The sequence below is a fragment of the Anaerococcus sp. C0059F3 genome (genome assembly GCF_056590475.1).
Genome location: NZ_JBWPWE010000005.1, coordinates 38,187 through 59,344, shown reverse-complemented (window position 1 = coordinate 59,344; position 21,158 = coordinate 38,187). Strand labels below are relative to the sequence as shown.

18 protein-coding genes and 1 pseudogene are annotated in these 21,158 nt (G+C 34.7%); 14 read left to right on the top strand and 5 right to left on the bottom strand.

Annotated features, from left to right (window positions below):
• Positions 1–2 precede the first annotated feature (2 nt).
• The 14 genes and pseudogenes from AC1EJ5_RS04410 (at position 3) to AC1EJ5_RS04345 (ending at position 15,419) form a co-directional block, all read left to right on the top strand.
• Entirely contained in the window at positions 3–332 is a 330-nt protein-coding gene (locus AC1EJ5_RS04410; RefSeq protein ID WP_223418654.1) for a PTS lactose/cellobiose transporter subunit IIA, read from the top strand.
• Entirely contained in the window at positions 332–649 is a 318-nt protein-coding gene (locus AC1EJ5_RS04405) for a PTS cellobiose transporter subunit IIB (protein ID WP_223418652.1), read from the top strand. The genes AC1EJ5_RS04410 and AC1EJ5_RS04405 overlap by 1 nt, the downstream gene beginning before the upstream one ends.
• An 8-nt stretch (positions 650–657) precedes the next feature.
• Positions 658–2,013 (top strand): glycoside hydrolase family 1 protein, encoded by a 1,356-nt coding sequence (locus AC1EJ5_RS04400; RefSeq protein ID WP_479814782.1) that lies wholly within the window; start codon positions 658–660, stop codon positions 2,011–2,013.
• Positions 2,010–3,320 (top strand): PTS sugar transporter subunit IIC, encoded by a 1,311-nt coding sequence (locus AC1EJ5_RS04395; RefSeq protein WP_223418646.1) that lies wholly within the window; start codon positions 2,010–2,012, stop codon positions 3,318–3,320. The genes AC1EJ5_RS04400 and AC1EJ5_RS04395 overlap by 4 nt, the downstream gene beginning before the upstream one ends.
• 68 nt (positions 3,321–3,388) lie before the next feature.
• Positions 3,389–4,813, top strand: coding sequence for a 6-phospho-beta-glucosidase (locus AC1EJ5_RS04390; RefSeq protein WP_479814779.1), 1,425 nt, complete (start codon positions 3,389–3,391; stop codon positions 4,811–4,813).
• A gap of 79 nt (positions 4,814–4,892) precedes the next feature.
• Positions 4,893–5,336 (top strand): annotated as a pseudogene (locus tag AC1EJ5_RS04385) (transposase).
• A 222-nt stretch (positions 5,337–5,558) separates the two neighbouring features.
• On the top strand, positions 5,559–6,248 hold the full coding sequence (locus tag AC1EJ5_RS04380) for a transposase (RefSeq protein WP_479814884.1): 690 nt from the start codon (positions 5,559–5,561) through the stop codon (positions 6,246–6,248).
• A gap of 267 nt (positions 6,249–6,515) precedes the next feature.
• Positions 6,516–6,935: a PTS sugar transporter subunit IIA gene (locus AC1EJ5_RS04375; protein WP_223418644.1), complete on the top strand. Its 420-nt coding sequence runs from the start codon at positions 6,516–6,518 to the stop codon at positions 6,933–6,935.
• Between the two features lies 1 nt (position 6,936).
• On the top strand, positions 6,937–7,251 hold the full coding sequence (locus tag AC1EJ5_RS04370) for a PTS fructose transporter subunit IIB (RefSeq protein WP_223418641.1): 315 nt from the start codon (positions 6,937–6,939) through the stop codon (positions 7,249–7,251).
• A gap of 10 nt (positions 7,252–7,261) precedes the next feature.
• Positions 7,262–8,497, top strand: a complete 1,236-nt coding sequence (locus AC1EJ5_RS04365; RefSeq protein WP_308748596.1) for a PTS fructose transporter subunit IIC — start codon at positions 7,262–7,264, stop codon at positions 8,495–8,497.
• Complete coding sequence (locus AC1EJ5_RS04360; protein ID WP_308748595.1) at positions 8,490–11,057, top strand: glycoside hydrolase family 38 N-terminal domain-containing protein; 2,568 nt, start codon at positions 8,490–8,492, stop codon at positions 11,055–11,057. Before AC1EJ5_RS04365 ends, AC1EJ5_RS04360 begins: the two co-directional genes overlap by 8 nt.
• 9 nt (positions 11,058–11,066) lie before the next feature.
• Positions 11,067–12,860, top strand: a complete 1,794-nt coding sequence (locus AC1EJ5_RS04355) for a BglG family transcription antiterminator (RefSeq protein ID WP_308748594.1) — start codon at positions 11,067–11,069, stop codon at positions 12,858–12,860.
• Between the two features lie 102 nt (positions 12,861–12,962).
• A complete protein-coding gene (locus tag AC1EJ5_RS04350; RefSeq protein WP_308748593.1) occupies positions 12,963–13,868 on the top strand; it encodes an alpha/beta hydrolase in 906 nt (301 codons plus the stop codon).
• 78 nt (positions 13,869–13,946) lie between these two features.
• Positions 13,947–15,419, top strand: a complete 1,473-nt coding sequence (locus tag AC1EJ5_RS04345; protein ID WP_308748592.1) for a hypothetical protein — start codon at positions 13,947–13,949, stop codon at positions 15,417–15,419.
• A 102-nt stretch (positions 15,420–15,521) separates the two neighbouring features.
• Here AC1EJ5_RS04345 and AC1EJ5_RS04340 read toward each other — a convergent pair whose 3' ends face one another.
• The 5 genes from AC1EJ5_RS04340 to sdaAA all read right to left on the bottom strand — a co-directional run bounded on the left by AC1EJ5_RS04340 (position 15,522) and on the right by sdaAA (position 21,153).
• On the bottom strand, positions 15,522–16,376 hold the full coding sequence (locus AC1EJ5_RS04340) for an amidohydrolase family protein (protein ID WP_308748591.1): 855 nt from the start codon (positions 16,374–16,376) through the stop codon (positions 15,522–15,524).
• Positions 16,373–17,758, bottom strand: coding sequence for an MFS transporter (locus tag AC1EJ5_RS04335; protein ID WP_308748590.1), 1,386 nt, complete (start codon positions 17,756–17,758; stop codon positions 16,373–16,375). Before AC1EJ5_RS04335 ends, AC1EJ5_RS04340 begins: the two co-directional genes overlap by 4 nt.
• Positions 17,759–17,772: 14 nt before the next feature.
• On the bottom strand, positions 17,773–19,167 hold the full coding sequence (locus AC1EJ5_RS04330) for an alpha/beta hydrolase domain-containing protein (protein WP_308748589.1): 1,395 nt from the start codon (positions 19,165–19,167) through the stop codon (positions 17,773–17,775).
• A 113-nt stretch (positions 19,168–19,280) separates the two neighbouring features.
• On the bottom strand, positions 19,281–19,973 hold the full coding sequence (locus AC1EJ5_RS04325) for an AraC family transcriptional regulator (protein WP_308748588.1): 693 nt from the start codon (positions 19,971–19,973) through the stop codon (positions 19,281–19,283).
• A 292-nt stretch (positions 19,974–20,265) separates the two neighbouring features.
• Positions 20,266–21,153, bottom strand: a complete 888-nt coding sequence (sdaAA, locus tag AC1EJ5_RS04320; protein ID WP_479814774.1) for an L-serine ammonia-lyase, iron-sulfur-dependent, subunit alpha — start codon at positions 21,151–21,153, stop codon at positions 20,266–20,268.
• Between the last annotated feature and the right edge of the window lie 5 nt (positions 21,154–21,158).

Here is a 21,158-nt window from a genome sequence, read left to right as displayed (position 1 = left end):
AAATGGATAATGAAAAAATATATGAAGTAGCCTTTCAAATCATAGTCCACGCTGGCGAAAGCCGATCACTATCATCAGAAGCTATGGATGCAGCGGAAAACTACGATTTTGAAAAGGCAGAGGATTTACTAAACAAAGCCAACCAGGAATTCCTTAATTGCCATGAAATACAAACGGAATTGTTGACAAATGAAGCAAATGGCGAAAAAAATGATATAAACGTGATTTTAATCCATTCTCAAGACCATTTAACTATGGCTACCATGGCCATGGACAATGCAAAAAGGCTAATAGGATTATATAAAAAAATTAAAATTTTGGAGGATAAATAATGAAAAAAGTAATGTTGATTTGTAATGCAGGTATGAGTTCGTCTTTAATGGCAAAAAAAGTTACAGAACAATTAGAAAAAGACGGCAAGGACATCATAGTTGATGCAACAACAAGTAGCGACAGCGACAAAGTCCTAACTGGTGATAAATATGACATGGTCCTTGTTAGTCCACAAATCAGAATGTACTTTGATGCCTACAAGGAAAAAGCAGACAAAAATGGCAAGGCCATAGCCCAAGTTCCATTTAATGCCTATGCTCCAACTCCAGCGGGCATCAAAAATATGGAAAATATTATCTTAGAAAATATTAAATAGGAGAAATAATGGAAAAACAATTAATGTGGGGCAACTCCACATCTTCCATGCAAACCGAAGGCGCTTTTGATTTAGATGGTAAGGGCAAGTCTGTCTATGACATTAGGGAGGCTAGCGAAAACCAAAGTGATTGGAAGGTTGCCATAGACGAATACCATAGGTATGAAGAAGATATAAGACTTATGAAGGAAATGGGATCCAATTCATACAGGTTCCAGATCTCCTGGTCAAGAGTTTTGCCAAAGGGTTATGGAGAAGTTAACGAAAAAGGATTAGAATTTTACGATAAATTAATTTCGTGCCTAGAAAAATACCAAATTGAACCAATTATTTGTTTATACCACTTTGATATGCCTTTATATTTGAGCGAAAAATACAATGGATTTTCTTCAAAAAAGGTAATTGATTATTTCTTCGAATTTTCAAAAATAATAATTGACAGGTACCACAAAAGAGTAAAGTATTGGCTAACCTTTAATGAGCACAACCTTTATTCCTCTGATTTTGCCCTAACCATAGCAGGCAGCAATCTAGAAGTTAACCCTAAAAACATCCACCAAGTCCAATACAATACCTTGATTGGCCATGGAAGGGTGGCCAAGTATATCCACGAAAATTATAAGGATTTAAAAATCGGTGGCATGTTAGCCTACACCACCTACTACCCATATTCGTCAAAACCAGAAGACAATTATATAAGAAATGCCTATGAAGACTTTGATTACAACTTATATTTGAATGTCTTCACCCAAAGAGGCTATATGAACACCTTTAAGGCCTACCTAGAGAAAAATAATATCATCCTGGAGATAACCGACAAAGAAGAAGAAATCATCAATAATATAGAAAGTGATTTTATAGCCTTCTCATATTACAGGTCAGCAACACTTAAATACCAAGGAAAAGACTATAATCCTTTAAATACCGATGTTTTTGTAAATAACGACTATCTTGATAGGAATGAATGGAATTGGGAGATTGACCCAAAAGGATTAGAAATCGCAATGTTAGATATCTACAACAGGACCAACCTACCAGTATTCATAGTCGAAAACGGTATAGGTCTAAGGGAAGAACTTACTGAAGACGAATTTATAGAAGATGACCAAAGGATAGCCTACCTAAAAGGTCACTTTGATGCTATGGCAGAAGCTATGGATAAAGGTGTTGAATGTATGGGCTACTTGGGTTGGGGATTTATTGACATACTCTCTTCATCAGGAAACATGGACAAAAGATATGGTGTTGTATATGTAAATAGGGACAACCACGACTTAAAAGACTTAAGAAGGATAAAAAAGAAAAGTTTTGCTTATGTTAAGCAAGTATTTGAATCTAACGGAAAGGAAAGAAAAATAAAATGACAGAAAAAAATAAAAAATCATTCGTTGACAAGCTCTCTGAAGCTAGTATGAAATTCGGTTCACAAATCCACCTAAAATCTCTAAGAGATGCATTCGCAATTATGCTACCACTATTTATAATTGCAGGTATAGCAGTATTAATCAACGCTGTAATCCTACCAAAAATATTAACTGAAGCTCAAATGGCAGTTGCCTCTTACTGGGCAGTCTCAGTTGCAAATGCAACCTTAAGCATATCAGGATTGTTAATCTGTGGTATAGTCGCCTATACACTTTCAGTAAATAAGGGCTTTGAACATTCTATTACAGCAGTAATGATTGCCATAGCATCACTTATTGTAATGATGCCTCAAACAATAGATGTAACAGGAGCAAACGGAGAGGTTGTCCAAGCTGGAGGCATCCTATCCTATGGCAACCTCGGCACAAACTCCATGTTCGGTGGAATCATCATGGGCCTTCTTGCTACAGAATTATTCATTAGGCTTTCAAATATCAAAGCAATTAAAATTAATATAGGCGGAGATGTACCTCCAGCAGTAAACAACTCCTTTAACAACCTAATACCAGTAATATTAACCCTTCTTATATTCTCAGTCCTATCATTTGTGCTATACTACTTCTTCCAAGTAGATCTAATAACACTAATAGCAACAATGATCCAAGAGCCATTAAGAAAAGTTAACACATCGCTCCTTGGTACAATCCTAATCTACAGCCTAGGTAACCTAATATTTACTTTTGGTATCCACCAAGCTGTAATATATTCAACAATCCTAGAACCATTACTACTAGTAAACATCAACGAAAACATGGAAGCAGCAAGAGCAGGCCTTGAAATCCCACACATAATGAACCTAAGCTTGGTACAATGCTATGGTCTTATAGGTGGATCTGGTTCAACAATCTGCTTACTAATTGCAGTATTCCTATTCTTTAGGAAAAACAAACAATACAGACAAATTGGTGAATTATCAGTCCTTCCAGGCTTATTCAACATCAACGAACCAATCATCTTCGGTTTACCAATCGTATTCAACCTACCAATGATGATTCCTTTTGTACTAGTCCCAGCAATGGGTATTCTAATAAGCTACACAGCAACAGCCATAGGCTTTATGAATAAGGCAAGCGTACTAGTTCCATGGACAACTCCACCATTATTAAATGCATACCTAGCAACAGGTGCAGATTTTAGAGCTGTTCTTGTTCAACTAGTAGTTATAGCCCTTGGGGTATTAATCTACCTACCATTCTTAAGGATAAGTGCTAAAACTCTTGAAAAACAAGCAGAACTAGAACAATAAAATTAGAAAAATGAACCTTGTAACATAATGCTACAAGGTTTATTTTTTGAGAAAAGAAAGGAAAATTAATGACTTTTAGAAAAGATTTCCTTTGGGGCGGCGCAACAGCCGCCAACCAATGTGAAGGTGCTTATAATGTAGACGGTAGAGGCCTTGCCAATGTGGATCTTTGTCCAGTTGGCGAAGACAGGCTTGCTGTGATCACAGGCAGACAAAAAATGCTCGACTTTGACGATGACCACTTCTACCCTGCCAAGCATTCAATAGATATGTATGACAGATACAAAGAAGATATTAAGCTTTTTGCAGAAATGGGCTTTGGGGTTTATAGGTTTTCTATAGCTTGGACAAGGATTTTCCCTCTAGGTGATGAAGAAACTCCAAACGAAGCAGGCTTAAAATTCTATGAAGACCTCATTGATGAATGTCTAAAATACGACATCGAGCCACTTATCACCCTTGTCCACTTTGACTTCCCAATGCATCTAGCAACAGAATATGGTGGCTGGAGAAACAGAAAAACTATAGAATTTTATGCAAAATTTGTCAGAACTGTCATGGAAAGATTTAAGGGTAAGGTAAAATACTACCTAAACTTCAATGAAATGAACGTTTTAATGGCTGCTCCATTTATGGGTGCTGGTCTATACTTTGAAGAAGGCGAAAATATCAAGGAAATCCAATACCTAGCTGCCCACCACGAGCTTGTGGCATCAGCAAGGGCAAAACAAATCGCCAAAGAAGTTGACCCAGATATTATGATGGGCTGTATGCTTGCAGCTGGTAAATATTACCCAGCAACATGCAAACCAGAAGATGTCCTAGCTGCCCAAGAAGAAGATAGGAACAACTACTTCTTTGTAGATGTCCAATCTAGAGGCTACTACCCATCATATATGGTTAAGAAACTAGAAAGAGAAGGCATAATGCCTGAAATAACCGAAGAAGATAAAAAACTCCTTAGAGAAAATACAATCGACTTCATTTCCTTCTCCTACTACACAACAAGGACCATAAGCGGAGATAAGGGAGAAGGACTTGATGAAGCTAACCTTCTCGCAACTGTAGATAACCCATACCTAGGCAAGACTGAATGGGGCTGGCAAATCGACCCACTTGGCTTTAGGATAACAATAAATGATATCTATGACAGGTACCAAAAACCACTTTTCGTTGTAGAAAATGGCCTAGGAGCCATTGATAAACCAGATGAAAACGGCTATGTAGAAGATGATTACAGGATAGACTACCTTAGAGATCACATCAAGGCTATGAGAGACGCTGTTGAACTAGATGGTGCAGACATCATTGGTTATACAACTTGGGGCCCAATCGACCTAGTATCTGCTGGTACAGGTGAAATGAGTAAGAGATATGGTTTCATATATGTAGACCGTGATGATTACGGCAATGGAAGTCTAAAAAGATCCAAGAAAAAATCTTTTGACTGGTACAAGAAAGTAATTGCATCAAACGGAGAAGATTTAGATTAAAAAAAGAGGCTTCGGCTCCTTTAAACTGTAGACAAAGTAGATGAAAGGCACAACTCCATCTACTTTTTCTATGCGATAAATGCTTAAATCTAGCCGTTTTTTTGGCATAAACATACCAAGAATGGAGAAACTGACGCTACATAAAAACGAAAAGAATAATACTGATCAAATTCAAATTGTATCAGTAGAACAACTAGTTACAAAAGAGCACATATTAAGAAAAATAGATAAATACATAAACTTTAACTTCATATACGACCTAGTAGAAGAAAAATACTCACAAACAGCAGGTAGATCAAGTATAGACCCAGTAGTATTAATAAAACTACTAATTCTACAATACTTCTTCAACATAAATAGCATGAGGCAAATAATAAGATAAGTAGAAGTAAACTTAGCCTATCGATGGTTCTTAGGCCTAGACTTCTACGATAAAGTCCCACACTTTTCAACCTTCGGAAAAACTATGAAAGAAGATTCAAAAACACCGACATATTCAATCAAATATTCGAAAACATCCTAACCCAAGCACTGGCCCATGGATTTGTAGACACAAAAATACAATTTGTAGACTCAACCCATGTAAAAGCCCACGCCAACAGACATAAAAACCAAAAAGTAAAAATAAAGAAAAAAGTAAAATCATATCAAAGAAAACTAGAAAAAGAAGTAAATGAAGATAGAAACAACAATGGCAAATATGACTTTGATTACCCAGAAGGTGAAATACTAGAAGAAAAAAGAAATCATCCAATCAACAACAGATTCAGTAAGTGGACTATTCCATAAAGGAAATCACAAAGAAGCATACGCCTACTCACTACAAACATCATGTGATAAAAATGGATGGATATTAGGATACAAAGCCTACCCAGCAAACCTACACGACTCCACAACCTTCCCATCATTCTTCAATGAAAAATTAGAAAAATACCAACCAGAAAAAATAGTAATGGATGCTGGATACAAAATACCATCGATAGCAAAAGAACTAGTAGATAAAGGAATAATGCCGGTATTGCCATACACAAAACCAAAAGGAAGAAGAAACGATAAAGAATCATTCTATCCAAAACAATACAAATATGACCAAACAAACGACTGCTACATATATTCAGAAAACAAAATACTCCTCTACTCAACAACAAATAGAGAAGGCTACAGAATATATAAAAGCAAAAAGAGTTTATGTGAAAACTGTCCATCTTTAAGTAAGTGTACAAAAAGTAAAAGCAAAGTAAAAGTAATAATTAGACATATTCGGCAAGAATACATAGACTATTGCGAATGGTACAGATTAACCAAGTCAGGAAAAACCGAATACAAGCAAAGAAAAGAAACAATAGAAAGACAATTCGGAAGTGCAAAAGAATACCATAGCTACAGATATACCAACATGATAGGCAGAGCTAAAATGAGTATGATACACCGCTAACATTTGCGTACCTAAATATGAAAAAATTAGCAAAATTACTAGATATATTAGAGGCAGATGGGGGGAAATCTCCCCATTTACAAAAATATTTACTCTATTATTTGAAAAATTTATATATTTTAGAATAAAGATAAAAAAAGCCCATGCGATATTTTATTAATTATGCATCCAATAATTAATAATTCGAAAATGTGCAAGTAATTGTGAAAAAATTTATGAATATTTCTTTACATTTTTGGTTATAATTCAATAAAGGAGATGATTGTTATGTATCGTGAAAACGCTATCTTTGATGTAGACCTCAAAAGTCAGGACGAGTGTTTTGATTTCTTGGTTGACCAAGCTTTTAAGACTGGTCTAATTTCTGATAAGAAGTCCATCAAAGATGAATTAGTTAAGAGAGAAGAGATCATGAGCACAGCCTTGCTCCCACCTTTTGCTATTCCCCATGCAAAAAGTAGCAATGTCTTGGAGACTTCCTTAATTTTTTTAAGACTTAAAGATGAAATTGATTGGGATGGCTCTATGGTTAAGGTTGTTATTGCTCTATTTAGCAAAGACGGAGATGTTCACATTTCTCTACTTGCTAATCTCAGCAGAAAACTTGTAGATGCAGAATTTAGAGATTTTTGCCTAAACGCATCTGAAGATGAAGTATTTGAGAAAATACAAGAATTAGGAGAATAATATGAAGAAATTTGTTGGTTTATGTGCTTGCACTATGGGTTTAGCTCATACATTTATGGCTGCGGAAGCTATACAAAAAGCTGCCGAAAAAAAAGGTTATGAATGCAAAATAGAAACCCAAGGATCTGATGGCATCCAAAATGAACTCACAGCTGAAGACCTAGCAGAAGCTGATATTATTTTATTATCAACAGCTATCACTCCTCAAAATATGGAGAGGTTTGAAGGTTATGAGGTTTATGAAGTAAGTTTGGCTGAAGCAATCAAAAATCCTGATGGTATCATCCAAGAAATAGAAGACGACTTAAATAGCTAGGAGGATTATTATGGCAATTACAAAAAGAAAAATCGGATCAGATAATAGCAGTCCAAAAAATATTAATACCAACATGAAAACCTCAAATTCAAAATTTACCGAGGTACAAAAACACTTGATGACTGGTATTTCCTATATGATTCCTGTTTTAATCATGGGAGGACTTTTAGGTGCTATATCACAGCTTATTCCTTATGTATTTTTAAAAATAGATCCATCAGTTTCAATTGTTGATGCTATGAATTCGGGTAATTTTACTGGAACTTCTCTTACAATGCTCAACTTAGCTGATGTATTGTCAAAATTTGGATTTACCCTATTTGGTTTTGCAATTCCAATTTTCGCTGCATTCACCGCTAACTCAATTGGTGGTAAGACTGCATTAATATGTGGTTTTATGGGTGGTATAGTTGCAAACAAGCCAATAGAACGACTAGTTTTAACTGAAGGCGTTTTTGAAGGCGCTACCCCTGCTCCTTCTGGATTTTTAGGTGGTTTATTAATAGCTTTCATTATAGGTTACTTTATAAAGTTATTAAATGAAAAAATCAAAGTAAGTCACAATTGGATGGCTTTCAAAACAACATTCCTTATCCCATTAATTGGTATACTTACAACAATGATACTAATGCTATACGTTATAACTCCATTTGGTGCATTCTTAAATGGTCAAGTTAAAAACTTACTTGAATCTGCAGGAAAAAGTGGACAAATAGTTTACTCAATACTTCTATCTATATTTACAGCCTTTGACTTAGGTGGAGCTGTAAATAAGGCGGCAGGATTTGTTGCAACTGGATTTACAGTTGATAAAGTTATGCCTATTACAGCTAGGGTTATAGCAATCGTTACTCCTTCTATCGGTCTTGGCTTATCAACAATACTTGATAAATATATAGTAGGCAGAAGAGTTTATGATAGACAATTTAAAGAAGCTGGTAAAACTTCAATTTTCTTAGCATTCATGGGAATAAGTGAAGGTGCTATTCCATTTGCTCTTGAAAATCCAGCATTTACAGTTCCTCTTTACGTAATCGGTTCAGTAATTGGATCTCTATTTGCAGTTGTTACTGGAGCTGTTCAATGGTTCCCAGAATCAGCAATCTGGGCATGGCCTTTAGTATCAGGTATCCTACAATATGTCGGTGGTATATTAATCGGTTCCCTATTTATAGCCGTTATAAATATACTATACAGAAACAACCAAATTAAAAAGGGTAAATTACCTGAGGTAAACTATGAATAAAGTAAATGTGATAGCTCATACCCATTGGGATAGAGAATGGTATTTTACATCTCAAAGGTCTGAGATTTATTCAACATTTGTTTTTGATGAAATTCTTGATTTTCTTGATGAAAATCAAGAATTTCATTCTTTTTTACTGGATGGACAAACATCTATAATAGATGATTATCTAAAATTTCGTCCCGAAAAAGAAGAATTAGTAAAAAAACTTGTTAGAGAAAGGAGGCTAATTACAGGCCCTTGGTACACTCAAACTGACACCCTTGTAATTTCAGGAGAAAGTATATTAAGAAACCTTCTTTATGGCATAAAAGATTCTAATAAATATGGCGGATATCAAAAAATCGGATACCTTCCTGATAGCTTTGGTATGAGCTCCCAATTACCGATGCTATTTAATCAGTTTAATTTAAAATATGCAGTTTTCAGAAGGGGAATTGCAGATCATCTTCTTAAAGACAGGGAGTTTATCTGGAAATCTAATAGTGGTGATAAAATAAAATCATTTAACATCTATCACTATGGTGTAATGGCATATCCTCCAAACGATGCTAATGAAGAATATTTTGAAGAATTAATTTCTAAACTTGAAAAATTTGGTAATAGAGAACCATATATCTTATTTAATGGAGAAGATCAAAAACCTGTAAGAAAAAATCTTCAAAAATTAAATGAAGCTTCAGGTATGGATATAAAAATCGCTTCATTAGAAGATTCTCTAGACGAATTATTTGAGGCTAACAAAGACAACTTGAAAGAATATTCCGGCGAATTTACCTTTGGGCAATTTTCTAGAACTCACAAGTCTATTTTCTCAACAAGAGCAGATCTTAAAAATAAAAATAACTTCTTAGAAAGACTCATTTCTCACAAACTAGAGCCACTTATGAGTTTAGCTTATAATTTAGGATTAAGGTATGAATCAGAAATCATCGAGAAAATTTGGAGACTTATGCTTGATAATTCTGCCCACGATTCAATAGGAATGTGCAATTCAGACCTTACAAATAAATTTATAGAAAATCGCTACGATATAGCTTATGACTATGCTTCTAACCTTATTGATTTAATCTGTAGGAGAATTGGTGATAGGATACAGCCAAAAGATTTCTCATTCCAAGCCTATAACCTTTCTCCAAATAAGAGGGATGACTTCATTAAGTTTGAGATCCTTGTACCTTTTGAAAATTTTGAAATTAAAAGAGATGGCAAGAATATAGACTATCTAATCTTATCTAGAGAAGATTTTACTGATGACCTTAAAAAATCTCAAAAAGAAATAGGAGTCAATAATGAAGAATCTTCAAATCTTAATAATTATGATAGATTAAATAAGTTTGAAGTTCTAATTTTCGATTCATTTCTTCCAATGGGTTATCAAACTTATGATATAATTGAATCTAAAGAGTTAAAGGAATGCGAAATAAAGAAAACTTCCTGCGATTATATAGAAAATGAATTCTATAAAATAGTATTAGAGGATAATGGCCATATCAAGGTGGTTGGAGATAGTAATATATCAGAAATTTATCTAGAAAATAACGGTGACGAAGGAGATTCTTACGATTATTCAAGTCCAAGCAAAGATTTGTATATAAACGAAGGTACTGTAGATAATGTTAGGGTTGAAAAGAACATTTTCTTTGAAAAATTATCTTTTAATCTCAAAAGAATCCTACCATCTAATCTCAAAGATAGAGAAAAAGGCATTTTGAATGCTTATTTAGTTTCTAAAATAGATATTACCTTATACAAAGGAAAGAAATTTATTGAAGTAAGCCAAGAAACTACAAACCAAATCCATGAGCACAGGGATAGGTTAGTAGTGGCAAGCAAGATTTCTTCTGACTATTCTTTATCTGATAATCAATTTTCTACAATAATAAGAGAAGTTGATTATAACAAATACTCTAATTGGAAAGATGAAAAATGGGATGAAAAGCCAAGAGGAATCGAGCCAATGATTTCTTTTGCTGGTTTAGATTCTGATAAGACTGTGCAAGTTGTAAGTGATGGTGTTAGGGAGTACGAAATCCTAGATCATTCAAAAATAGCTCTTACAACTTTTAGATCAATACCATATCTAGGAAAAGAAAATCTTAATGATAGACCTGGTCGTGCATCTGGTGTATATAAAAAAGAATTAGGTCACGAAATGATGGGCAAAACTATCAAAACAAATTTTTATATTAGAGATTGTGATAAAAACTACTACGACATGCACAAGTTTGCCCATGACGCACTAAACAAACCTTTTGCATATCAAGCCGGAGAAATCCTAGATAATACTAATAATTTTGTAATTCCTAAGGACCACAAAGCATTAGATAAGGATTATTCCTTATTAGAAGTCGAAGGTAATGTAATTTTCTCAACACTCAAAAAAGAAGAATATGGCGACAAATTATTGTTGAGATTGTACAATCCTAATATAGACAAGGAAGAAGAATATAAAATCAAAGATAAAACTTACAACACTTTCTTGGCAGACGAGCTGACAGAACTAGAAAGAACCAATGTAATTAAAGCAAGCGACTTAGCAAATCTCAAACTTAACTAGGAGTTAATATTGAATCACAACGATGAAATCTTATTAGATTTTTTAAAAAAACAAAAATCATATATAAGCATAGATGAAATCTGTGATTCAACAAACTTGTCAAGAAGAACAATTTATAATTGCTTAGATAGGATAGAGGAACATTTTAGAAATAAGTCAATTTCATATAAAATTCACAAAAAGTATGGAGAAGGTATAAAGCTTGAAATGTTCACTAATAGTGAATATGACCAGACTCTAAACCTAATAATTATCGACCTACTAAATGATAATTTAAAAACTATATCGTCTATCATGTCCTCTTACTACCTATCTTATTACTCTGCAAACAAGTATTTGCTCGAAATAAAAAATATTTTTGCTTCCTATAAGATAGATTTGGATATCAGAGAAAAAATAGGAATTGTTATAGAAGATAAATTCTCAAATAAGTATGACTTGCTTAGAGATGTACTTATTAAGTCCCCTAATGATGAAACATTTGACAAACTATTTCAAAAGATACTGGATAAAATTGATATAGATAAGATAAATTCAATAATTTATGTTTTTTCTATAAAATATAATATCGATAAGAAAATTCACAGATTATTAAAGGCGCATATCTATTATATAATAAATAAAAACTTGGATAATTCGGAAAAGCTTAGGGATTCACACTATCAGCATTATGCAACAAGCATGTTCAACCTTATGAAGCTTCATTACATAGTGTTAAACAAAAATCAGATAGCTAACTACTTAATAGGAGTATTTAAGAAAATAGATTTAAGTTCTTATTTTATTTACGACGAAAAAATAATTATAAATGCTAATAATTTTATAAACCTTCTCAAAGACCATCTCTCCTACGCTAATAATAACTATTTATTCGATTCGAAAGAAAAAGAAGAATTAATCCGCAAACACCTTCTTCTAATGTTTTCGAGGATAAAAAAGGGAGAAAAAATAGATAACCCAGTTTACGATGATATCATAAAAAAACAAGCGTTTTATTTCAATGAAATTATGAATGTAGCTGAGGATTTCTACGATTTATATAATATCAACATCCCACTCTATGAAATTGCTTATATTGTTATATACATACTAAGTTTTGAGAAAGACAGTGTCCAAAAACAAAAAGCAGTTATCGTTTCAGATTTCAGAAGCGGACTTAACCAATATTTAAAAACAGTCTTAGAATCAAATCTTAACTGGATTGACTTTGAAAAAATTTTAACCTATAGAGAGTTTATAAACCAAGACTTTAACGACTATCTAGTATTTTCAACTATTGATCTAGGAGCAGTAGATTATTTTAAAATACCAATCAGCAATGATAATAGCTTTGATGTAAGAGATTTGAAAAAAGATGTATATATAGAGAATAAGTTCATAAATATCTTAAATAAGGATACCTCTAGTTTTAATTTAGATATTGATAACAAATATGATGTTCTAAAATATATTGCAGATGTACTTTTAGAAAAAGGTCTGGTTAATGAAAATTATTTTGAATCTCTTTTAAAAAGAGAAGAACTTGAGTCAACCGAGATTGGCAAGAAATTTGCTTTAGTCCACGGCAATCAGAAATATATAAAAAATAGTTCCCTATCATTCATTAAACTTAGAAAACCAATCAAATGGAAGGTAGACACAGTTCAATATATTTTTGTTATAGCTGCTAGAGCTGATGATTATAGCAAATATTCTATGAAAGAATTTTTCAAAATAATAAATCTAGTATTAAATAATGGAGACTTAGAAGCAATTGATAATTATGAAGATCTTGTAAACTTATTTTTTAAATATATATTGTAGCCAACTCTTGGTCTCTTGAAGTATTAAAAATAATAATTATTATTCCCTTGAGCTCTCCAACGTATTTGTGGTACACTAAATTATAGAGTTTTAGGGGGCCCTATGGTAAAAAAACATCCAGACCTTTATCCTGATTTGGGTCTAGAAGATATTATAGAAATGTTGAATAAAAATGACCGCAAGCGTCTGGCCTGTGCTTCTTATAGTCTTGATGGGGTTGAGGTTCTTGCTGACCTTTCTTATAAGGACGACGGGGATTTGTACCATAATTTTGATATTTATTATGGCAATTCTTCCGGAAATCTCCTTCCTACTGTGATTAATGTCCACGGTGGTGGGCTTGTTTATGGGATTAAGGAAATTTGCAAACAGGCTTGTGTTTATATGGCTAAGTTTGGTTTTAATGTTGCCAATATAAACTACAGGCTCTTGCCGGATGTGACTTTAAGGGATCAGATAAAGGACGTTATTGATGGCCTTACTTATATTTATGAAAATTCTCACAGGTTAAATCTAAGGTCCGATAAGATTTTTCTGACTTCTGATTCAGCGGGTTCATTTTTGACCTTGGCGGCCTTAGCCATTATGAAAGATGAAAATTTCAGGGAAATTTTTGGCATCAAGGCTAAAGACATCAGAATTTCAGGAATGGCTTTGATTTCTCCTATGATAGGCCTTTTAAAATCCGGTTCTCTTTCTCTCATAAACGAACCTGCTAGACGCGGCTTAACCCAAGATCAAATTCCTTTTACAGATGACATTTTAAAGGCTCTTACAAATACAATTTTACTGCCAACCATCATTACAACTAGCGAGGAAGACTTTATCAGGGACCAGGCTCTGTCTATAAAAAATTTCCTAGATGAGAGAAATATTAAAAATATCTTTCTTGATTTCAAGAAAACTGATTCCCATCCACTGGGCCACGGCTTTGCCATCACCCACCCAGACCTTGAAGAAAGCAGCCAGGTGTTTATGGAAATTAATAATTTTTTTAAAAAACTTTAAGAGACTTAGGTCTCTTTTTTTGTGGGAAAGATGGTTTTGGGGGTAAAAATAGATTAAAGATAGGAAAGGATGGTGTTTATGGCTAATATTATTTCTACAAATAGGAAGCTAGAATTTCAAGATTTTAAGAGGTCAGAATTGGCAGAGAGGCTGGGCAGAATGGCTAGGATTTGCTCTGACCTTAATATTCCAATATTAATAATCGTTGACGGCTGGGAATCTTCGGGCAGGGGCTATGTGATCAAGGATTTGACTAGAGAATTTGCCGCCAAAAATTTTGACGTGGCTGCGCCTGACAAGGACGATGCTTGGGATGATTCCTATCCTTTCATCAGGAAATTTTGGGTAAATGTACCTAAAAAGGGCAATATAAAGATTTTTGACAGGTCTTTTTACTACAAACTTTTTGAAAATCTAAAGCTTTCCGATAAGGAAATCGAGGCTAGGATTTCTTCAATCAAAAATACAGAAAAGGCCCTTTTTGACGATCAAACAATTATCATCAAATTTTTCTTAAATGTCGATAAGGACGTGCAAAAGGCTAGAATTAAAGACCTTAAAGATTCTGTCAAAAAAGATTTTTATATAGACGGCCTTGATAAGGACCAAGAAAAAGACTATGAGGCCTATGAAAAACATTTCAAAAAACTACTAGAAGCCACAGATTTCCCTTATGCCCCTTGGGATATAATCGACTCCAACGACAGGAAAGCCGCCTCCAAAGAAGCCTTGGGAATAGCCATCGATAGGCTAAGCCAGGGTCTTGAAAGGGTCATTAGGCAAAGAAAGGAAAATGAAAACACCGAAAGAACCTATGTAAAAGGCAAGTCAATTCTCAAAAGCCTAGACCTTTCAAAAGAAATTTCCGAGGAAGACTACCAGAAAAAGAAGGCCAAACTCCAAAAAGAAGTGGCAGATTTGATGTATAAATATTACGAAAAAGGCATCAGCCAGGTCTTAGTCTTTGAAGGAGTGGACGCAGCTGGCAAGGACGGGGCCATCGAGAGGTTAATCAAGGACGTTGACCCAAGACTTTATACAGTCTACGGGATTTCCGCCCCATCCAAGGAGGAACTCGACAGAAATTATCTCTGGAGATTCTACACTAAACTTCCAAAAGACGGCTACGTTAGCATCTTCTCCCGCTCCTGGTACGGAAGGGTCATGGTCGAAAGGGTCGAAGGCTTCGCCAAAGTCAACGAATGGGACAGGGCCTACGGAGAAATTGCCAACATGGAAAAAGAAATCTACGACCACGGCAGCCTTATCATCAAATTTTTCGTAACAATTGATGAAGATGAACAGCTTAAACGCTTCAAAGACAGACAAAGAAACCCAGACAAACAATACAAAATCACCGACGAAGACTGGCGCAACCGCAAAAAATGGGACGCCTACACCGAAGCCATGGACGAAATGCTAGAAAGAACCAACCTAGCCTACGCCCCATGGATAATAGTGGGCTCAAACCAAAAGAAATACGCAAGAATAAAAGTGATGGAAGAATATATTAGGCTTGCCAAAGAACATTTAAAAATGTTAGAAAAATAGACCATAAAAAAGACGAGGTTATTTAGTTTCCTCGTCTTTTCTCTATATTGGAACTTCTGCAACAGCCCCTTTTTCTTTCCTAAGACTTCCATAAGTCCCTTATTATTCATTAATTTTAAAAACTCTTTCAAAATTTCTATAATAAATTTTTTCCAAATCTTCTTTATCTATTAATCCTTCTTGACCTAGCTTTTCAAGGTAAGAATCAAGTGGGAATTCTTGGTCCTTATTAAAGGTGTCTGTTCCAAAAAATAACCTGTCTGAAAATTCTTTGATAAAAGATATACCATAATCTTTATCTCTCATGATAGCATTAGCTCCACTGTTAGCAGATAAGTCTGCATAGAGATTTTGGTATTTTCTCATAAGCCCACCTATCCTACCTTCTTCAACTGGCCCTTTTGGATAAGAATCTCTGTAGGCTGGGTCTTTGTCGTCATACTTAGAAATCTCACACCAAAAGGCTTGGGAATGGCCTATAAAGATCAGGTTTTTAAATCTTTGAAGGGCTTCTTCCAGGTAAGGCAGGCCTTTTAAATCATAAACTCCATAGTATTTGCCAATTTGTGGACTTAAGTGAAATAAAACTGGCATTTCTAATTTTTCAGCTGCTTGTAAAAGCTTAAAAATTTCAGGACTATTGAAGGCTTTGTTGTAAACAAGTTCTCCTATGCCAATCGAGCCTAGATCCTTTTCTCTTTCTAGCTGTTTGTTAATATCTTGTTCAAAATCAACCATAGACATATAGTAGAACCTATCAGACTCTTGGCAAATTTGTCTAAGTTCATCATTTGATAGCAAATCCGATTTCTTAGCTGAGGAGGACATGAGAACAGATTTATCTATCCCCCTTTTCTCCATTGATTCTAGCATTTGGTCTTTATTTATTAGTTCTTGGCCATTTATCGTGTGGCCAGGGTCCTTAGAAGTATGGACATGGATATCTATTTTTCTCATTCTGCCTCTCTTAAGGCTTTTGTAATCTCTTCAGAGTCTTCTCTGGTCAAATTCCAGATAAACTTCATTCCGATTATCTCTATTATAGAGGCAATTAAAGGTATAGATGTACCTAGGTACCTGATTGCGGATATAGTTTCTGGACTTTGAGTTTCAGCTGTAGCAATAAAACCTATGGCAGCAAGGGCAGCTGTTGCTCCGAAACTTGCAAGGGTTGAACCGATTTTTCTAGCAAAGGTGTAGATAGAATAAAGGGTTCCATCATTTCTAGAATTAAATTTATATTCGTGATAGTCGATAGCATCTGCAACAAAGGCCCAAACTACCATTATGAAGGTAACCTGACCAAGATTGGCTAGGGCGTTAAGGATGATGTAGGCCATTACATTTTCAAGTGGTTTTAAAAATATAAATAGAGAAAGGGCAAAGTTCCATGTAAGCATGGCTAAAAGGAGATTTCTCTTTCCAAATTTCGCTTGCATCTTTGGCACTATGAAGAACATTGCAATTGTTACTGGTAATTGAACATACATGGCAACTGATTGCATCTTTGGTGCTTGGTAGAATTCCTTAAAGATAAAACCACCAAATTGAGAGTTTCCTGTTATATAAATTAATGATCCGATTGAAGCAAACATGATGCCGATCATCGCTCTATTTTTGAAGGCTTGGCCTATTACATCTTTGAATGAATAATCGCTTTTTCCATCACTTGCCTTGTGGGCTAGGTGGGCATATCTTTCTTGGGTTAGGGAACAAAGTATGTAGTAGAAAATTATACAACCTAGGGCTGCTATTATTGCTACTGTCATATAACCGTTTGGGTTAGGGTTCTTGTTGGCATCCCAAATAAACATTGGTATTATAGATAAAAATCCATATCCGATTGCCATTCCACCGATAGCTCTAGCTGCAGATAGCTTTGATCTTTCTGTTGGGTCAAGAGTTACTACTGTAGCCATAGCTCCAAATGGCATGGATGTACCTGTATAACTCATTCCATAAAGAATATAGGTGAAGGCTACCCAAATATGGGTTGCTGTTGTGGAAAATCCTAATCTTGTAACATCAAAAAATCCTAAAAGAATGGATATAGCTAGTGGCCACATGGCGATTTTAATAAAAGGTTTAAATTTATCTCCGCTCTTTCCGATAGAAAACCTATCTGGCAAAGATCCTATAAGTGGGTCGTTGATTGCGTCAAAAAGTCTAGCAAATAAGAATAGACCTGACATGAATTTTGGGTCTACCTTTAATACATAAGTACAAAATACTAGGAAGAAGGCATCCATGGTTAGGTTTACAAAGGAACCTGCCATATCTCCTGCTATATATCCTATCTGATCCTTTTTACTAAAAGGTCTAAATTCTCTAGTTTTCATAAGTTCTCCTCTTCTTACTCATTTACATTTTCTGCCCAGTCAATAGCTCTTTTTGCATCATTTTCTGTCAAAAGACCTTCCTTGACTTGAGCTTTGGCTACTTCTTTAAATTTTTCTAAATAATTTTCGAAGCTTCCATAAATTTCTTGCATTTTTTCCTTAGAGAAAAATTCCATCTTTCCATTTGTTGATCCAGGGAAGTCACAAGCTTGGTAAGATGCCTTTGGTACTATCAAATAAACAGACCTTAAACCTCCAAGCTGGTGTCCATATTCATCCTTCTTGTCAAAGTCGATTGGATCTATTATTTGTGGTGGATTTTCGCCTGTCGCCCATTCATGGAGCCTATCAAGCATGGCATTGATATAATAGTCGAATTTCAAATCATTTAACCTAAAATCATATTCATTATCTAAAATCCTTGGTGGGCACTTAGTTTTTTCAATCTCATCATTGGTTGGTACTAGAGGACTCGCTGCATCTGTATGGGCAGCTGCTGTCATGTCGTAATACCTTCTCTTATTAGTAGGCGAATTTTCATTTTTTGTCTTTACTAGGCCATCGCCCATTGCCCCAAATAAGTAGTAATCACATTCAGTATTAAAGGTAATTACTGGCACATCTATTTCTTCTTCACGGCTAGGTCTTATAGCAAAATTTAGTTTTTCCTCAGGATCTTGTCTTAAGGCCCTTGTCAATCCTCCAGAAGCTAAGGATAGGTAGCCATCATATACTTTCTCGTATCCTTGGTCCTTATAATAATTGTGCATAAAATTGATATAGGTGTTTAGATACATACCTGATTGGCTTTGTCCACTTAAATATAGATATTTTACATCTAAACCACCACAGAAACTTTGTGGATTATTCTTGGCTTCTCTTCCTACTTGATAGAGAATATCCCAAATAAGGCCGTCTTCACAACCATCTATGGACCCTGTCCTAGGATCTAAGACTGCTGGTTGAGGAGCGGGATTTTTAAATGGCATTGATAGGGATCTATACCTATCAAGGTCAAAATTTTTTAGGGATAGGATATTTGTAGGCTTGGATGTAACTCCTATATACATATGGTTATTTTCCATAATATGAAGATAAGATCTTCTCCATAAATCCTCTATATCATAGTTATTAGAGGCATTCATTATATCTATGTAACATCTGCCGGTGAAGTCTTCTTTTGCACTAGGTCTTCTAACTAGGATTCTAGTAGTGTAGGGAATGTTTTCCTGATATTTAAAAACCTTTTCTTTTTCTTCATCAAAGTCATATACATTAGCAAAATCCGAAATAAAATACTCTTCTTCTACAAAACCATAATCTTCTACATTTATCACTTTTCGTGCAAATTTCATAGACGAAAATGGATGAGAATTTTCTGTTACTTCTATCGGCCCTAAAACCTTCATTTTTTCCTCCTTAATTACATCGTTAGTTAAATAATAAACTTATACCTATATGATATAGGTTTTCCCAGCTTAATTCTTCTAATAAAATGACTGTTTTTTATAAATTAATGATTTTATTTTGATTTTCTGTAGTCTTTTGGAGAAAAACCTGTATTTTTCTTGAAGGAATTAGAAAAATATTGAGAATTTTTAAAGCCAATTCTGAAAGCTATCTCTGTCATAGATAGGTCAGATAAGAGGAGAAGTTCTTTGGCCTCGTCTATTCTTTTTGTGACTAAATAATTATTTATTGTATCACCTGTCTCCTTTTTATAAGTCCTCATCATGTGTTCCTTGGATATATTAAAATGAAGAGCTAGGCTATCATTATTTATATCTTCCATAAAATTATTGTCTATATAGGCATTTATCTTTCTAGATAATGTATCAAGATTTTTATTATGAAGTCTATTTTCCCTAGAAGCATAGTTATATAGCATTTCTTCGTGTATACTCCATAAGTCGTCTTCATTATCAACGTATTCTATTAAAATAGCATATTTTTCTGCCATATAGTGACCAATGAGCGGATCCATCCCACCACTTAAGGCAGTTACAAAATAAAGGGTGTTGTAGGATAGGCTAATATTTTTAAGACTTCTAAGTGGATCCTTGACTACCCTGCTTCCTATTCCAAGCTCTTCTCCTTTAAAAATAAGCTTAACTTGAGGAAAAAAATCTTTTATGTAGGCAATGTCAGATTCTTTGATAGCCCTAAGAAAGTCATCCCTTTTCCTATTTATTTTTTCTATTTCATCTCTTCTCATAGGACCTCCTTGTTATTATATTTATTCCCTTATCTGTCCATAAATATAGAATTTTTGAAAAGCCGTATAAAACCACAAGATTTATTTGCCTAAGCCCTTATCTTCCTATACTAATAGAAAAAAATCTTTTAGACCTCATGTATATAAGTGTAATTATCTACACCTATATTCAATCATTTATAAATCCTTATAATTATAGGATATTTGTTAATAATATCTCTTATTTTAATAAAAAAATCGTGCTTGAAGAAGTTTTACCAACTTCTACCAACACGATTTCTTATAAGCTATTTTATTCCTCTTCAGGAAGTTTATCTATATATTTTCTCTTTAGTCTTATTGATGATGGGCACACTGCGATTCCGCCTTCGCCTGTTTCACGGAGTCTTTCTGGTAGGCTGTCTCCTACTCTTTTCATAGCTTCTACTGCTTCGTCGAATGTTACAAACATTTCTACCCCTGCCATGGCCATATCTGCACTTGCTAAGGCGTTCATGATGCCGTTGGCATTTCTTAAGTTGCATGGAAATTCTACCATGCCTCCGATTGGGTCACAGATTAGGCCCATGATGTTTAAAAGTGCTGCTATTGCTGCATTTTCTTGGATTTCTACATCGTAGCCTCTTAGGTAGCATACTGCTGCGGCTGCCATGGCTGATGCTGATCCTGTTTCTGCCTGACACCCACCTTCTGCACCTGCAAAAGTTGCGTTATCAAAGATTACCTGGCCAATTTGTGTAGCTACAAGTAGGGCTTCGCAAAGTTTTCTGTCGTCGTAGTCGTATTTATTTAGCATGGTCATCATTGTTGCAGGGATGATACCTGCTGATCCTGCTGTTGGAGCCGCTACAATCCTGCCCATGGCTGCATTTACTTCTGATGTTGATAGGGCAAAGGCCATGGCCATGGCTGGTGTTTCGCCTAGGACTGATTTGCCGCCTAAAAAGTATTCGTGCATTTTCTTTGCGTTGCCGCCTGTCATGCCTGTCACGCTTCTGACGTCTTCTTCTAGGGCTCTTTTTGCTGAAGCCTTCATTACGTCTAGGGTTTTTTGTAGCCTTGCGAAGATTTCTTCTTCGGTTTTACCTGTGTTTTCTATTTCGTCTTTTATGGCTAATTGCCAAAGGTTAAGATTTTCTTCCTTGCATCTTTCCTTTAATAATTTCATTGTAGTAAGCATATTTA

Bases quoted from the DNA above. Each gene is read 5' to 3' on its own strand.
- AC1EJ5_RS04390 (WP_479814779.1), top strand. From the start codon at position 3,389: ATGACTTTTAGAAAAGATTTCCTTTGGGGCGGCGCAACAGCCGCCAAC.
- AC1EJ5_RS04370 (WP_223418641.1), top strand. From the start codon at position 6,937: ATGAAGAAATTTGTTGGTTTATGTGCTTGCACTATGGGTTTAGCTCAT.
- AC1EJ5_RS04360 (WP_308748595.1), top strand. From the start codon at position 8,490: ATGAATAAAGTAAATGTGATAGCTCATACCCATTGGGATAGAGAATGG.
- AC1EJ5_RS04335 (WP_308748590.1), bottom strand. From the start codon at position 17,758: ATGAAAACTAGAGAATTTAGACCTTTTAGTAAAAAGGATCAGATAGGA.
- AC1EJ5_RS04340 (WP_308748591.1), bottom strand. From the start codon at position 16,376: ATGAGAAAAATAGATATCCATGTCCATACTTCTAAGGACCCTGGCCAC.
- AC1EJ5_RS04410 (WP_223418654.1), top strand. From the start codon at position 3: ATGGATAATGAAAAAATATATGAAGTAGCCTTTCAAATCATAGTCCAC.
- AC1EJ5_RS04365 (WP_308748596.1), top strand. From the start codon at position 7,262: ATGGCAATTACAAAAAGAAAAATCGGATCAGATAATAGCAGTCCAAAA.
- AC1EJ5_RS04375 (WP_223418644.1), top strand. From the start codon at position 6,516: ATGTATCGTGAAAACGCTATCTTTGATGTAGACCTCAAAAGTCAGGAC.
- AC1EJ5_RS04400 (WP_479814782.1), top strand. From the start codon at position 658: ATGGAAAAACAATTAATGTGGGGCAACTCCACATCTTCCATGCAAACC.
- sdaAA (WP_479814774.1), bottom strand. From the start codon at position 21,153: ATGCTTACTACAATGAAATTATTAAAGGAAAGATGCAAGGAAGAAAAT.
- AC1EJ5_RS04325 (WP_308748588.1), bottom strand. From the start codon at position 19,973: ATGAGAAGAGATGAAATAGAAAAAATAAATAGGAAAAGGGATGACTTT.
- AC1EJ5_RS04405 (WP_223418652.1), top strand. From the start codon at position 332: ATGAAAAAAGTAATGTTGATTTGTAATGCAGGTATGAGTTCGTCTTTA.
- AC1EJ5_RS04350 (WP_308748593.1), top strand. From the start codon at position 12,963: ATGGTAAAAAAACATCCAGACCTTTATCCTGATTTGGGTCTAGAAGAT.
- AC1EJ5_RS04345 (WP_308748592.1), top strand. From the start codon at position 13,947: ATGGCTAATATTATTTCTACAAATAGGAAGCTAGAATTTCAAGATTTT.
- AC1EJ5_RS04395 (WP_223418646.1), top strand. From the start codon at position 2,010: ATGACAGAAAAAAATAAAAAATCATTCGTTGACAAGCTCTCTGAAGCT.
- AC1EJ5_RS04330 (WP_308748589.1), bottom strand. From the start codon at position 19,167: ATGAAGGTTTTAGGGCCGATAGAAGTAACAGAAAATTCTCATCCATTT.